Raw genomic sequence first — 13,972 nt, 5'->3', positions numbered from 1 at the left:
CCGTCCTATTTTTTTGCTTCTTGCCCCAGAGAAGAATGGTCCCGGCAGGTGGCTGCCGGGACCATGTCGCATTGCTTACTGGCCGGTGACGATCTTGGTCCAGCTGCGCGTGATCAGGCGCTGGGTCTTGGGATCGTAGGGCTGGACCGTATAGAGCTTTTTCAAGGTCTCGGCGTCCGGATAGACCGCCGGATCATCCAGCAGCGCCTTGTCGACGAACTGCTGCGAAGCCTTGTTGCCGTTGGCGTACAGCACATAGTTGGACGACTTGGCGATCACTTCCGGCTTCATCATGTAGTTGAGAAATTCGAGTGCCTCGGCGGCATGCGGCGCATCGGCGGGAATCGCCATCTGGTCGAACCACATCTGGGCGCCTTCCTTGGGCACGGAATAGCCGATCTCGACGCCTTGCTTGGCCTCGACCGCGCGGTTGCGCGCCTGGAAGACGTCACCCGACCAGCCGACCGCCAGGCAGATGTCGCCGTTGGCGAGCGCGTTGATGTATTCGGACGAATGGAATTTGCGGATATACGGACGCACCTTCAGCAACGTCTCCTCGGCCTTTGCGATGTCGTCAGGTGAGGTGCTGTTCGGATCGAGGCCGAGGTATTTGAGCGCCGCCGGGATGATGTCGGCCGGCGAGTCCAGCACATAGACGCCGCAGTCCTTCAGCTTGGCCAGGCTGTCGGGATTGAAGAACACATCCCAGCTGTCGATCTTGTCGGTGCCGAGTGCTGCCTGCACCTTCTTGATGTTGTAGCCGATGCCGACGGTGCCCCACATGTAATTGATCGAGTATTCATTGCCGGGATCGTATTTGGCGGTGCGCTCCGAAACCGTGTCCCACATGTTGGAAATGTTGGGCAGCTTCGACTTGTCGAGCTTCTGGAACACGCCGGCCTGGATCTGGCGGGCCAGGAAGTTGCCGCTGGGCACGACGACGTCATAGCCGCTGCCGCCGGCAAGCAGCTTGGTTTCGAGGATTTCATTGGAATCGAAGGTGTCGTAGACGACCTTGATGCCGGTCTCCTTAGTGAAGTCGTCAATGATCGAACTGTCGATGTAATCCGACCAGTTGAAGACGTTGACGACGCGATCCTCGGCATGGCCGCCAACGGCGAAAAGCGTCAGAAATGCCGAGGTTGCCGAAAGCCAGAGCGCTTTGCGGATCATGCTGTTCTCCTTTGATGAGTGTTCCTTCGCCAAGTCGTCGCTGTTCGAGCGCGATTGGGCATTTGCTTCAGAGTATTGAGCTTTCCGGGCAGCCACAAGCATGAACTGCCAGCGCCGTCCGGGCGGTTCGACGAGCGGCAGATGATGGCTCTGTGTGCCCGCATGGCGGGCGCGCTGACGCCGTCAGAGGCTTTCGCCGCGGCGCTGGCAGGGATACGACGCTGTGGTCCGGTCTTGGTCCGACCGGCGGGGACACTTGGCAAGATAAGCCTGTCTTGTTGTTGCCGTGCCCCAGCCTGCCCGTGCCGCAGCAAGGTTGTCAATGGCCCGCGCGGGGAAGCTCGGTCAATAGGGCGTGCGGCTTCGCTAATTGGGGAAAGAAGGGCGTAATAGGGAAGACGGGCTCAACCAAGGGAAAGGCGGGTCAATTAGGGGATGGCAGGCCGGTGGTCCCCGGCCGTGCAGGTCTCGCCTGGCGCTTGAATTCAAGCGCGATATGGACGAGCAGCGCGGCGACCACCGCCGCGCCGCCGATGATGGTGCGCACCGAGGGCACCTCGCCATGAACGAGCCAGACCCAGATCGGTCCGAGGATCGGCTCGAACGTGCCGAGGAGTGCTGCGATCGCCGCCGGAACCAGCCTCGCGCCGGTGGCGAAGAAGGCAAGGCCCAGGCCGAGATTGATGACGCCGAAGGCAAACAGGAAAGCCATGTCGTGGGCCGACGTGGCAAACTGCGTGGCTTGCGATGCGGCGAAAGCCGCTGCCAGCATCGTGCCGAGGCACGTCGCCGGCGTCATGCGCACATGGGCGAAGCGCCGGGTGATGACGGTGGCAATCGAGAACATGACGGCGATCAGCAGCGACAGCCCGTCGCCGATGGGCGATACGGCGCCGTCGAGCGATTCCGACACCATGATGGCGACGCCGGCGATGACGGCGGCGATCGCCACCCAGGTCGCGACGGCGACGCGTTCGCGAAACAGCACCCAGGCAAGCAATGCCGCCAGCAGCGGCACACCGGCCTGCATCAACAGGATATTGGCAACGGTGGTGTAGGCGAGCGCGACAACGAAGCACGTCGACGCCGTGGCGAAACAGACGGCCACGGCAAGGCCGGGCAGGCCCATGTCGCGAAACAGCCGCAACATGCCGCGCCAGCCGTCGCGCCAGGCCATGAAGCAAATCAGGAACACAGCCGCCCACAGCGAGCGCCAGAACACCACCGTCCAACTGTCAGCGGTGTCGATGAAGCGGGCGATGGTGCCGCCAAAGCTCCACATCAGCGCCGACAGGAACACCAGCAGCAAGCCGACCCGCTCTTCGCGCGGCGAGACGATCGGCGATGCGGCGATTGGAGAAGATGCGGTATCGGTCATGGGGTGCGACTGTCGGCTATCTCGGGGCGGCATGATGCACAATGGACGACAGAAACGTGCCGCATTCGCCTAGCGCATAGGCTACCGCCGGAGGTGATCCAGCCCGGCATTCCCTTTGGCGCACCGCCAACCGGCAGCCATACGGGCAAACACCGCCGTTTCTAGGACGTGCCCTTGTTGCCGCGGATAAAGCGCCAAAGACCGGCCAACGGTACCAGCAGCAGAATGCCGAACTTTTTCAGGGCGATGAGCGCGACCGCAATCAGGCCGGCCTTTGCCGCGAGTTTTCCAGCGATGAGGCCGCCGATGCCAACCGCGGCGACCGTGTCGGTGCCTGGCAGAAAATCGGTGTATTTCTTGCCGGTGTTGAAGTCCGCCACGCCCAGCACTTCGTCCAGGCTCTGCTTGATCTCCGGCAATTGTTCAACCGTAGCGATGTAGCTCATCACGAAGACGCCTTCCCGGCCGAGGAAACGGACGTCGTAATTGAGCGTGTGGACGGTATCGTCTCCGAACTGCAGTTCCTTGGCCCAGTGCAGCCGCTTGTGGACGAAATCATAGACCGGCGGCGAGGCCCAGCCGATCAGCTTGATCGGGGGAAAGCCGTCCTTCACCCGCTGATCGTTGGCCGACAATGTGTCCGCCTGCATGCTGCTCAGCAATTCGGTGTAGTCGATGGATGCGGCGTCGGCGTCATCGACATGGCCGATCTTTTCATAGCGCAATTCGATGCCCCAACCGTTGCCGGCGATGGGCTCGTACTTGGCCGGGAAGATCATGCCGATTGCTTCGGACGCGGTATCAGCCGGATTGCCCCAGGCCTCGGTCAGGACGGACGTCGCGTCCTTCTTGCCCAGAAAATAGAACTTGTCCTTGAGATCGAGATGGATGCCTTCGGGAAGGTCGACCGCGCCGGTCTTTGGATCGATCTTGTCCAGGAATGCCTTGCCGTCGTCACTATACTGTTGATAGTCCTTGAAGAATTCCGAGGATTTTTCTGCCAGAACAGGCCCCGCCAAAAGGGCAAGCGCCACGCCAAGCCACAAAGCTTTCCTGTTCATAAGCCGTCCCCCCTTGGCTGCCCTGCAGCTCACCTTCGATAGCGCAGCGCCGATGCTTAATCAATATTTGGTTCGGCGATGGTTCGGGCCGCGCTCTATTGCTTAGCGGAAACAGCTGCGGTCTTCCGCGACCTCCTGCCCGAGAAGCATCACTGGAAATCGAAGGCGCTCAGGCCCGTCGCCATCTCGTCCAGGCCCAGCGGACGGGTCACCGGCGGCTCGGCGCGGGCGAGGCAGCCGATGCGTTCGCACAGCCGGCAAGCGGGACCGACCGGCGTGGCGGCGCCCTGTCCGGCCTTTGCCGGCAGCCCGGCGCCATAGACGATCTCGTCGCGAAAGCCGATATCGCAGCCCAACAGCAGCGCGGTGCGGCGCGGGCGCTCGGAGAACGAACCCTGCGGCCCCTCGAGCGTGCGTGCGATGCAGAGGAACTCGGCGCCGTCGGGCATTTCCACCGCCTCGACCAGGATCTGGCCAGGCGAAGCGAAAGCGGCATGGACCGGCAGTTTCGGGCAGCCGCCGCCAAAGCGGCTTTGCGGAAAGCCCTGGCCGCCGGCCTTGCGGAAGCGGTTGCCGGCATTGTCGACCTCGAGCATGAAGAACGGCACTCCGGACAAGCCAGGACGCTGCAGCATGGTCAGGCGGTTCGCCGCCTGTTCGAAGGAGACGCCGAAACGCGAGCGCAGCACATCGATGTCGTAACGAGCCCGCACGGCGGCGGCATGAAAGGCCTGATAGGGCATCATCAAGGCATGGGCGGCGTAGCGGCCGAACTCGAAGCGGGCGAGCCGGCGGGCTTCGTCCGTACCGAGCTTCAGCGCCTGAATTTCGCCGGCGATCGCGACCGTCATGCGGATCAGGCAGGCCTCCATGGCGACTTCGCGCAACTGGTCGAACGGCGACAGCCGCTCCGATAGAAAAAGACGCTGCGAATGACGGTCATAACGGCGGCGCCAGTTCGGCATGGTGGCGACCGGCAGAACCTTGACGACGATGCCATACTCGCGCTTCAGCCACGCCTTCAGCGCGCCGAACAGATCGTCGCCGGGGTCGAGCATCGAGGTGAAGGCCTCGGCCTCTTCCTCCAGTGCTGCAAAATGGTTCGGCCGGCGCTCGAAAATCTCGTGCACTTCGTCGATCGGCAGCCGCGCACCGGACAGCGCCGTGGCGCGGCCCTCGCGCGCCAGAAGCTCGTTGAGATCGGACAGCCGCTCGGCCTGCTCGCGGTAAGCGCGAAACAGTTTTATCATCGCAGCCGATGCGTTGGGGGCTGCCTCGGCCAGTTCGATCAGTTCCTGGTCGCCCGGCAGCTCACCGGCAAGCAGCGGGTCGCCGAACACTTCCTTCAAGGCCGAGATCGACCCTCTCGCCTCACCCTGCAATTCATGCGGGTCGACCTTGTAGACAGAGGCCAGCTTCAGGATCAGTTGCACCGTCAGCGGCCGCTGGTTGCGCTCGATCAGGTTGAGATAGGACGGCGAGATGCCGAGCCCCTCGGCCATCGCCGTCTGGGTCAGGCCTTTGGCGATGCGGATGCGGCGGATGCGCGGCCCGGCGAATATCTTCTGGTCGGCCACCGGCTTTCCTTGACAGGAATTTACACGACTTGCGAGCGATGAACGGCGCACTATCTTTTTACAATCATGACAGATTTACAGCGGCAAGCAGTCAAACACAACACAGGTTTTCTCTTATTTTCTACCGGAAATGGCGGTTTTCCTCGCTCTCGTCACGGCGCAATGTAAATGATGTCACACACAGACGACGCACACCATCCCAGGGGCGCGGCGTTTCAAGACACTGGCATCGATTGATCTGGAGTGACCAATGACTGATTTTTACAATCTTGTCCCATCCGCGCCCGAAGGCCGCTTCGACGGCATCGAACGAGCCTATTCGCCGGACGATGTGAAGCGGCTGCGCGGGTCGGTCCAGATACGCCAGAGTCTTGCCGAAATGGGCGCCAACCGGCTGTGGAAGCTCATCCACGAGGAAGACTTCGTCAATGCACTCGGCGCCATGTCGGGCAACCAGGCGATGCAGCAGGTGCGTGCCGGGCTGAAGGCAATCTATCTCTCGGGCTGGCAGGTCGCCGCCGACGCCAACACCGCGTCGGCCATGTATCCGGACCAGTCGCTCTATCCCGCCAATGCGGCGCCCGAACTGGTCAAGCGCATCAACCGCACGCTGCAGCGCGCCGATCAGATCGAGACCTCGGAAGGCAACGGCCTGTCGGTCGACACCTGGTTCGCGCCGATCGTCGCCGATGCCGAGGCCGGCTTCGGCGGACCGCTCAACGCCTTCGAGATCATGAAGGCGTTCATCGAGGCGGGCGCTGCCGGCGTCCACTATGAGGACCAGCTGGCCTCTGAGAAGAAGTGCGGCCATCTCGGCGGCAAAGTGCTGATCCCGACCGCCGCGCATATCCGCAACCTCAACGCGGCGCGTCTGGCGGCCGACGTGATGGGCACGCCGACGCTAGTCGTGGCACGCACCGATGCGGAAGCGGCAAAGCTTCTGACCTCCGACATTGACGAGCGCGACCAGCCTTTCGTCGACTACGATGCCGGCCGCACGGTTGAAGGCTTCTACCAGGTCAGGAACGGCATCGAACCGTGCATCGCGCGCGCCATTGCCTATGCGCCGCATGCCGACCTGATCTGGTGCGAAACATCCAACCCCGATCTGGCGCAGGCCAAGAAATTCGCCGAAGGCGTGCGCAGGCATCATCCGGGCAAGCTGCTCGCCTATAATTGCTCGCCGTCGTTCAACTGGAAGAAGAACCTCGACGACGCGACGATCGCCAAGTTCCAGCGCGAGCTCGGCGCCATGGGCTACAAGTTCCAGTTCATCACATTGGCCGGGTTCCACCAGCTCAACTTCGGCATGTTCGAACTGGCCCGCGGCTACAAGGCGCGGCAAATGGCGGCTTACTCCGAACTGCAGGAAGCCGAGTTCGCGGCGGAAGTCCACGGCTACACCGCGACCAAGCACCAGCGCGAGGTCGGCACCGGCTATTTCGACGCCGTGTCGATGGCGATCAGCGGCGGCCAGTCCTCGACCACCGCCATGCATGAATCCACCGAGCACGCCCAGTTCAAGCCGGCAGCGGAATGAACCGATCGACATAACCAACAGAGGAAACGCCCGAAGGGCAAGGGAGAAGAAAATGGCATCGATAAGCCGCGTCAAGGAACGTGCAGACGAGCAGTCCACCACGATGAGTGTCGACCAACAGGCGACCATCCGCATGCTGGCCAACGACCTGCACAGGCTCAATCAATCGGTGATGAAGGCAGTCGAGGCCGGCGTCTCGGTGGAACTGGTGCGCTCGGCCCGGCATCATGGCGGCGACGGCAATTGGGGCGACCTGCTGATCCCGGTGATCGTCACGCAGAAGAGTCACGGCTGATCTTTCCCTTACGGAAGCTTTGTGCTTGTGGAACTTATGGGCCCCGCCGCTCACTGGCCGATTTCAACGTCACCCGCGGGTTTTCAGCGCGGGTGACTTTCGCTTTTGAGCGTAAACTTAACTACAGTTCGAAAACAGACTTTGTCTCCGGGGTTTAATATTTCCGGCTATATTTCGCAGGTCCGTCATTTCAGCTTGACATGGCGGGCGATCTCACGCCAATTGGCTCTCGGATTTCAACCCTGCATTGAAGCAGCGCCGAGTGCCCGCCCCGCCCATGTGCCCTGTGAACCGCGAGACCGACACCGCCAAACATCTGAATTCGTCAAGCAGGGACGCGAACTCCGAGATATCAACGGATTTCTCCCACGTGCTGGTCGTTGGAAAATCGCCGATCAACCGGGTGGTGGTGTCGAAGATCGTCGAGAAGTCCGGACTGAAGCCGATCTCCGAGTCGCCCGAAATGGCGGCCAAGACATTGCGAACCCTCATTCCGGGCGCCGTCGTTCTCGATGGCGGCCCCGACAACGAGGACTGCCGCGCGCTGATGGCGGCCATCGACGCCTTGCGGCGGACATCTGGGCGGTCGCTCCCCAAGGTGATCCTGCTTTCAACCAACACCGGCACGCCCGACAGCCTGGGCCTGTCGAGCGTGGTAGATGTGGTGGTAACCAAGCCGATCACCACCGAAAGGCTGCAGCCGGTGGTCGACCGGCTGATCAGTCTCGGGCGCGGCTGATCGCAATCCGCCCGAACGCGTGCGGGGCGGTCAGCCTTCCTTGCCGATGCTCTCGATCAAAGCCGGCAGTTCGCCAAGATCGACAAGCTGACGAAATCGCGGTGCCTCGACCGGCGGCTCGACGTGTTCGAGCACCCAGGTCAGCTCGTGCGGCACATACACACCCCAACTCCCGGCCTCGATGGCCGGCACCACGTCCGACTTGAGCGAATTGCCGACCATCATGCTGTCCTGCGGGCTGCCGTGGCGGCCAAAGATCCTGGCATAGGTGGCGGCGCTCTTGTCGCTGACGATCTCGACGGCATCGAACAGGTCGCCAAGGCCGGACGCCGCCAGCTTGCGCTCCTGGTCGAACAGATCGCCCTTGGTGATCAGCACCAGATGGTAGGCGCCGGCAAGCCTTTCCACGGTCTCACGCGCATGCGGCAAAGCCTCGACCGGATGTCCCAGCATGTCGCGGCCGGCGGCAAGGATTTCGGCAATGGTCGACCCCGGCACACGGCCCTCGGTCACTTCTATTGCCGTCTCGATCATCGACAAGGTAAAGCCCTTGATGCCGAAGCCGTAGACGGCAAGGTTGCGCTTCTCGGCCTCCAGCAGCCGTGCCGAAATGTGCTCGGTATCGCCATGGTCGGCGAGCAGGGTTGCAAAATGCTTCTCGGTCAGGCGGAAGAACTGTTCGTTCTGCCATAGGGTATCGTCGGCGTCGAAGCCGATCGTGGTCAATTTGCCTGGCATACGGTGTCTTCTGCTGCTCGATCTGCGGGAGGTTGACCCTAATCTGCGTGGCGCGATTTTCAACCAGGAAGGCGAAGACAGGCAGCTCCCCTTCCCTTCCATCACCGGCAACAGCTATACTGTGATAATTGCAACCCAAACTGGTGAATGATGCCGCCTGCGAAAAAGGAAGTCCGTCCGTCGACCCGCGGAGGACGCGTCCGAACGCCTGCCTTCGTGAAAAATCAACGCGGCGTGAAGAACTGGAAGGAAGTCAGCGCCTGGCTGGAATGGCGCGGCATCGAAGACATAGAATGCATCACGCCTGATCAGGCTGGCGTCGCGCGCGGCAAGATGATGCCGTCAAAGAAATTCACTTCCAACACCTCGCTGGCGCTGCCATCGGCAGTGTTCATGACGACGATTTCGGGCGGCTATCCCGAGGACGGCAACGGTTTCCACTATCCGGAGGATGATGGCGACCTGAAGCTGATGCCGGATCTGTCGACGTTGACCGTGGTGCCGTGGGAAGAAGACCCGACGGCCGCCGTCATCTGCGACCTCGTCCATCAGGATGGCCGTTCGGTCGAGTTCACGCCGCGCAACGTCCTGAAGCGCGTGGTAGCAGCCTATGACAAGCGCGGGCTGAAGCCGGTGGTGGCGCCCGAGATCGAATTCTACCTGGTGCGCAAGAACCCCGACCCGGATTACCCATTGACGCCACCAGTCGGGCGTTCCGGGCGGCCAATCGGCGGCGGAGCCGGCTATTCGATCGCCGGCGTCAACGAGTTCGACGAACTGATCGACGACATCTACCATTTCTCCGAAAGCCAGGGCCTGGAGATCGACACGCTGATCCACGAGGAAGGCGCCGGCCAGCTCGAGATCAATCTGCGTCACGGCGATCCGGTCGAGCTCGCCGATCAGGTGTTCATGTTCAAACGCACCATTCGCGAGGCAGCGCTGAAGCATGAGATCTATGCCACCTTCATGGCCAAGCCGATCCAGGGCCAGCCAGGTTCTGCCATGCACATCCACCAGTCGATCATCGACAAGAAGACCGGGCTGAATATCTTTTCGGCGAAGGACGGCTCGGAAACCGACGACTTCTTCCATTTCATCGGCGGCATGCAGAAGCATGTGCCGAACGCACTGGTGATGTTTGCTCCCTACGTCAATTCCTACCGCCGGCTGACGCAGTCGGCCTCGGCGCCGGTCAACAACAAATGGGGCTATGACAACCGCACCACGGCGTTCCGCGTGCCGCGCTCGGATCCGGCGGCGCGGCGTGTCGAAAACCGCATCCCGTCTTCCGACGCCAACCCCTATCTGGCGCTGGCGGCCTCACTTGCCTGCGGGCTGATCGGCATCACCAACAAGATCAAGGCCGAGCCTCCGGTGCTGACCACCGCAAACGCCGATGAGATCGACCTGCCGCGCGGCCTGCTCGAAGCCGTCGACCTGTTCGAGGGCGACGAGGAGCTGTGCGCCCTTTTGGGCAAGTCCTTTGCCGCAACCTATGCAGCGATCAAGCGGGCGGAGTTCGAGACCTTCATGGAAGTGATCAGCCCGTGGGAGCGGGAGTATCTGTTGCTCAACGTGTGAGCGGCGACTTCGTCGTGTGAATGGTGAATAGTGAATGGTGAGTAGTTTCATATTGGATGGATGAGCGCAGACGACGTGCGTCTCGCAGCCATTCACCATTCACCATTCACCATTGGCTGGTGTCCCCATGCCTTACCAATCACCTATCTCCCCCGGTCGCTCCTGGTACGAAGACACAGCCGGACCACGCCCTGAGTACCCTGCCCTGGACGGCGACCGCAGCTGCGACGTCGTCGTCGTCGGCGGTGGCTTCACCGGGCTGTCGGCGGCCGCTCATTTGGCGAAGGCGGGAGCCGACGTCGTTCTGATCGAGGCGCATCGCTTCGGCGACGGCGCTTCAGGGCGCAATGGCGGCCAGCTCGGCACGGGCCAGCGCGCCTGGGCCGAAGAGATGGAGGCCGAATACGGCTTCTCCCGCGCCAAGGCGCTGTTCGACCTTGCCGAGGAGGCGAAAGCGCACCTGCTCGAATTCGCCGCCGTTAACCAGATCGACATCGACTATATGCCCGGCCAGTTGTCCGTGGCGCACAAGCCGCGTTATCTCGACGACTACAAGGCGCATGCCGAGATCATGGCCGGCCGCTTCAATTATCCGCACATCGCCTTCATGGATGCCAGGGAAACGGCCGAACGGCTGGGCTCCACACGCTACTTCGGCGGCACCCGCGACACCGGCACCGGACACATCCACCCGATGAAGCTGGTGATCGGCACGGCAAAGGTCGCGGCAGCGGCCGGCGCGCACCTGTTCGAGCAGACACTATCGACCGGTGTTACCTCCAGCGGCGGCAAGGTCAGGGTGACGACTTCGAGAGGCACCATCACCGCCCAGAAATGCCTGATCGGTGTCAATGCCTATGGCGGCACGCTCGAGCCGGTGAGTGCCGCGCACATCATGCCCATCGGTTCCTTCATCGGCGCGACGGTGCCGCTGGGCGTCGATTCGAAAGTGCTGCCGGGGGGCGAGGCGGTCGACGATTCGCGTTTCGTCGTGCGTTATTTCCGCAAATCCAGGGATGGAAGGCTGCTGTTCGGCGGGCGCGAGGTCTATGGCGTCAACGATCCGAAGGACATCCATGTCCATATCTGCCGGCAGATAGCCGAGCTGTATCCGGAACTGAGCGATGTCGAGATCACCCATGGCTGGGGCGGCTATGTCGGCATCACCATGCCCAGGAAACCGTTCGTGCGCGAGGTGATGCCCAATGTGATCTCGGCCGGAGGCTATTCCGGCCACGGCGTGATGCTGTCGAACTTCTTCGGCAAGCTCTATGCCCAGACCGTCGCCGGCAACCGCGACAGACTGAAGCTGATCGAGGACCTGAACATCCCGGCTTTTCCCGGCGGCCGGCGATTTAGAACGCCATTATTGTTCTTGGCACTGAACTGGTTTGCCCTGAGGGACCGAATATAGGGAAAGTATCTCATATCAGCCGTGGCTGGTACTGAGCTGATTCTATTGAGCTGTTGGTTGCCGCAGCGAGACGTTGCAGAATCCTTAACAAGAGCGCACAATTCCCCTGACGGCGCACTGATGCCACAATCAAGGGCAAAGGATGCCGGTTCTGGGCGATTGAACGGGGATTTCTGCGGGCCTGCCCGCTTTGTTGTTGGGACCGATGCCGATCGAATGCCGGGCTGCCGGCGCCGATCGAAAGAACACCGGCTCATCTTTTGGAGGTGGCAAGAGTGAACGAGCCCTTCAGTTTCGGCGCGCCGGAACGTCGGCGGTTCGCCATGCAATTCGGTTATGACATGCGGCCCTCCTTCTGGCAGGGGGTGCGCACGAATTCGCATCTGGTGATCGCCGCGGTCGGCACCGCAGCGCTGCTTGGCGTGGCGGGCATAGCGCTTTGGCTGGCGTTGCCGGCCAGCGACCGGCAAGCGATCGCCAGCACACAGCAGAACGTTCCGACTTTTCCGGTCAAGACGACCAAGATTGCCCCGGTCGCGGCCACGGCCGCCGCGGTAGCGGCGCCACAAGCCGCGCGCAAGGGCGATGCAGTTTCATCGACGGTCGCTGCCGGTGGGGCTGCCATGCCGCCGCTGTCGGCGAACGATCCGCGCTGGACTGCGGCGCAATCCAACAGCGACCCTGCCGCGACGCCATCCGATCAGGCGCCTGCCGAGCAGGCTGCCGCCAAACCGTCCGATGCCGCGGCATTCGAAGAACCGGCGGCGCAGAGCGACGCCACGACGCAGCTGTCAAAGGTCGCTGCTCCCGCCAATGACGACGACGCCGAGACCGCCGCCATACCGACGCCAAAACCGCAACTTCCAGACGAGCAATCTTCCGCCGCAACGGACGATACCCAGGCCAAGGCCAAGCCACAGAAGGTGGCTGCTGCCGCCGGCACCGGACGCATCCTCAGGGCGGTGACAATGCGCAGCGGTCCGCAGAAAAACGCCGCCGCCATGGGGACCGTGCCCGCCAAGTCGTCGGTGCAGGTGATGAGTTGCAAGAAATGGTGCCAGATCGTCTACAACGGCAAGCGCGGCTGGATTTACAAGAGCTACATCAAGACCGGGGTTTGAGACGCAAGCCGCCAGATCTGGTCAGCCGCCGAGCAACCACCTGAAACGGTGTCTCCTGCGAGCAAGTTTGCGCTTCGCCAGGAAATCCCGGTGTTCCTCGAACGGCACCTCATAGAGGCCGCACATTTGGCAGCTTTCCGACTTGCGGCATAGCGGGACCCAGCATTTGACGTCGTGTGTCCAGGCGAGCGCGATCCTTTCCAGATGAAGGTTGGACGAACTTTTCAGCAGAATCAGTTCTCCTGGGACTGCCGTCCGTTTGATATGATCCGAAACTTCCTTGGCAGTGCGAAGCTCAATGAAACGGCCGCTGTCGCGGTCGGCCTGGCTGGCGCGCGAGCGATGCGCATTGTCGCCGGTATAAATGACCTCATCGGCGATTTCGCGCGCGATGTTGTAGGCGGCGCCGTATTTCCTCGACGAGCCGGCGTAGTCGGATATCTGCCCCAGCACAATGCGCTTGCGAGCACCCTTGGCCTTTGCAATCATCTCCAGGGCAATGTTGAGCGAATGCCAGGGCGCTTTGGCCGTATCGACCAGGAATTTCGGACCCGCGGATACCTCTTGCACCGTAGAGCGGTTGGGCAGTGGTGCAAACGATGCCGTTCTCGCTACGACTTGCTCTGGCGGGACGCCAAGTTCCAAGGCGGCGGCAACAGCCGCTGCAGTCGGCAGCCAGAATTGCTCGCCGGGAAAAGGCGCTTGAATATTCAGGCTGCCACCGCGCCAATGAAGGGTGAACCGCAGCAATTCCGGATACGCGGCATGCACGTCACTCACGCGGTAGTCTGCCTCGCCGGACTGGCCGAAGGTCGCAATCCGGCATTTCGCGCCAGACGCCATGCCGATCACCAGTGGGTCATCGCAATTGAGAACCGCAAGTCCATCAGGTTGGAGTGCCCCGACCAGCGCCCGCTTCTCTCCCGCCACAGCTTCCAGAGTCTTGAACTTGCCGAAATGCTCCAGACGGATCATCGTAACCACCGCCACACTCGGCTTCAGCATCTGCGCCATGGCGCTGATCGTGCCGAAGTCGGAAGCGCCGGCTTCGAAAACGACGTAATCGACTTTGCCGGCCTTCCTCAGGCGCTTGTAAAGCGTTCGGATGAGCGCAGGCATTGTATTGGCCTGGGCCTGTAGATGCACCTTGCCTTGGGCGGCCAGTATGTGTGCAAGCAGGCTGGTGGATGTGGATTTGCCGGAGCTGCCGGTAATGCCGATGAACGTCGCCTTGTTACGCGCCCGCACCCAGCGCGCCTGCAGCCGTCGCAGCGCCCAGCCCAAGTCCTTGCGAATTTTCAGCAATTCCAGTTTCACACCCCGCCAGCTTTTAGCCCAGCCTAATATGCGTC

The 13,972-nt window shown here is 62.0% G+C and carries 12 protein-coding genes; 6 read left to right on the top strand and 6 right to left on the bottom strand.

What is annotated here, in order from left to right; all coding sequences use genetic code 11:
* Positions 1 to 75: 75 nt before the first annotated feature.
* From AC3CCE_RS25005 to AC3CCE_RS24990, 4 genes are all read right to left on the bottom strand, one after another.
* Complete coding sequence (locus AC3CCE_RS25005; RefSeq protein ID WP_023669323.1) at positions 76 to 1,173, bottom strand: polyamine ABC transporter substrate-binding protein; 1,098 nt, start codon at positions 1,171 to 1,173, stop codon at positions 76 to 78.
* A gap of 424 nt (positions 1,174 to 1,597) precedes the next feature.
* Positions 1,598 to 2,551, bottom strand: a complete 954-nt coding sequence (locus AC3CCE_RS25000; protein ID WP_352513152.1) for a DMT family transporter — start codon at positions 2,549 to 2,551, stop codon at positions 1,598 to 1,600.
* Positions 2,552 to 2,712: 161 nt separating this feature from the next.
* Entirely contained in the window at positions 2,713 to 3,612 is a 900-nt protein-coding gene (locus tag AC3CCE_RS24995; protein WP_031193251.1) for a DUF2167 domain-containing protein, read from the bottom strand.
* A 149-nt stretch (positions 3,613 to 3,761) separates the two neighbouring features.
* Positions 3,762 to 5,189: a helix-turn-helix domain-containing protein gene (locus AC3CCE_RS24990; RefSeq protein WP_023727761.1), complete on the bottom strand. Its 1,428-nt coding sequence runs from the start codon at positions 5,187 to 5,189 to the stop codon at positions 3,762 to 3,764.
* A 250-nt stretch (positions 5,190 to 5,439) separates the two neighbouring features.
* On the opposite strand from AC3CCE_RS24990, the gene aceA reads away from it, so the two are divergent.
* The 3 genes from aceA (at position 5,440) to AC3CCE_RS24975 (ending at position 7,763) form a co-directional block, all read left to right on the top strand.
* Complete coding sequence (gene aceA, locus AC3CCE_RS24985; RefSeq protein WP_352626313.1) at positions 5,440 to 6,729, top strand: isocitrate lyase; 1,290 nt, start codon at positions 5,440 to 5,442, stop codon at positions 6,727 to 6,729.
* Positions 6,730 to 6,781: 52 nt separating this feature from the next.
* Positions 6,782 to 7,024 (top strand): SMc00767 family acetate metabolism repressor, encoded by a 243-nt coding sequence (locus AC3CCE_RS24980; RefSeq protein ID WP_352513154.1) that lies wholly within the window; start codon positions 6,782 to 6,784, stop codon positions 7,022 to 7,024.
* 277 nt (positions 7,025 to 7,301) lie between these two features.
* Complete coding sequence (locus AC3CCE_RS24975) at positions 7,302 to 7,763, top strand: response regulator (protein WP_352513180.1); 462 nt, start codon at positions 7,302 to 7,304, stop codon at positions 7,761 to 7,763.
* Between the two features lie 30 nt (positions 7,764 to 7,793).
* On the opposite strand, the gene AC3CCE_RS24970 is transcribed toward AC3CCE_RS24975, so the two are convergent.
* Positions 7,794 to 8,501: an HAD family hydrolase gene (locus tag AC3CCE_RS24970; RefSeq protein ID WP_352513155.1), complete on the bottom strand. Its 708-nt coding sequence runs from the start codon at positions 8,499 to 8,501 to the stop codon at positions 7,794 to 7,796.
* 147 nt (positions 8,502 to 8,648) lie between these two features.
* Between AC3CCE_RS24970 and AC3CCE_RS24965 the strand changes: the two genes are divergently transcribed.
* The 3 genes from AC3CCE_RS24965 (at position 8,649) to AC3CCE_RS24955 (ending at position 12,620) form a co-directional block, all read left to right on the top strand.
* Positions 8,649 to 10,085 carry a glutamine synthetase family protein gene (locus tag AC3CCE_RS24965; RefSeq protein WP_023681878.1) on the top strand — a complete coding sequence of 479 codons (1,437 nt, stop codon included), beginning with the start codon at positions 8,649 to 8,651 and terminating at the stop codon, positions 10,083 to 10,085.
* A 127-nt stretch (positions 10,086 to 10,212) separates the two neighbouring features.
* Complete coding sequence (locus tag AC3CCE_RS24960) at positions 10,213 to 11,499, top strand: NAD(P)/FAD-dependent oxidoreductase (RefSeq protein WP_352626312.1); 1,287 nt, start codon at positions 10,213 to 10,215, stop codon at positions 11,497 to 11,499.
* Positions 11,500 to 11,774: 275 nt separating this feature from the next.
* Complete coding sequence (locus AC3CCE_RS24955; protein ID WP_352626311.1) at positions 11,775 to 12,620, top strand: SH3 domain-containing protein; 846 nt, start codon at positions 11,775 to 11,777, stop codon at positions 12,618 to 12,620.
* 21 nt (positions 12,621 to 12,641) lie between these two features.
* On the opposite strand, the gene AC3CCE_RS24950 is transcribed toward AC3CCE_RS24955, so the two are convergent.
* Entirely contained in the window at positions 12,642 to 13,937 is a 1,296-nt protein-coding gene (locus AC3CCE_RS24950; RefSeq protein WP_352626310.1) for a Mur ligase family protein, read from the bottom strand.
* Positions 13,938 to 13,972 lie beyond the last annotated feature (35 nt).

Source organism: Mesorhizobium sp. P160187, from assembly GCF_057766425.1.
The sequence above is the reverse complement of the archived record's forward strand: the minus strand, read 5'-3'. Positions and strand labels throughout refer to the sequence as shown.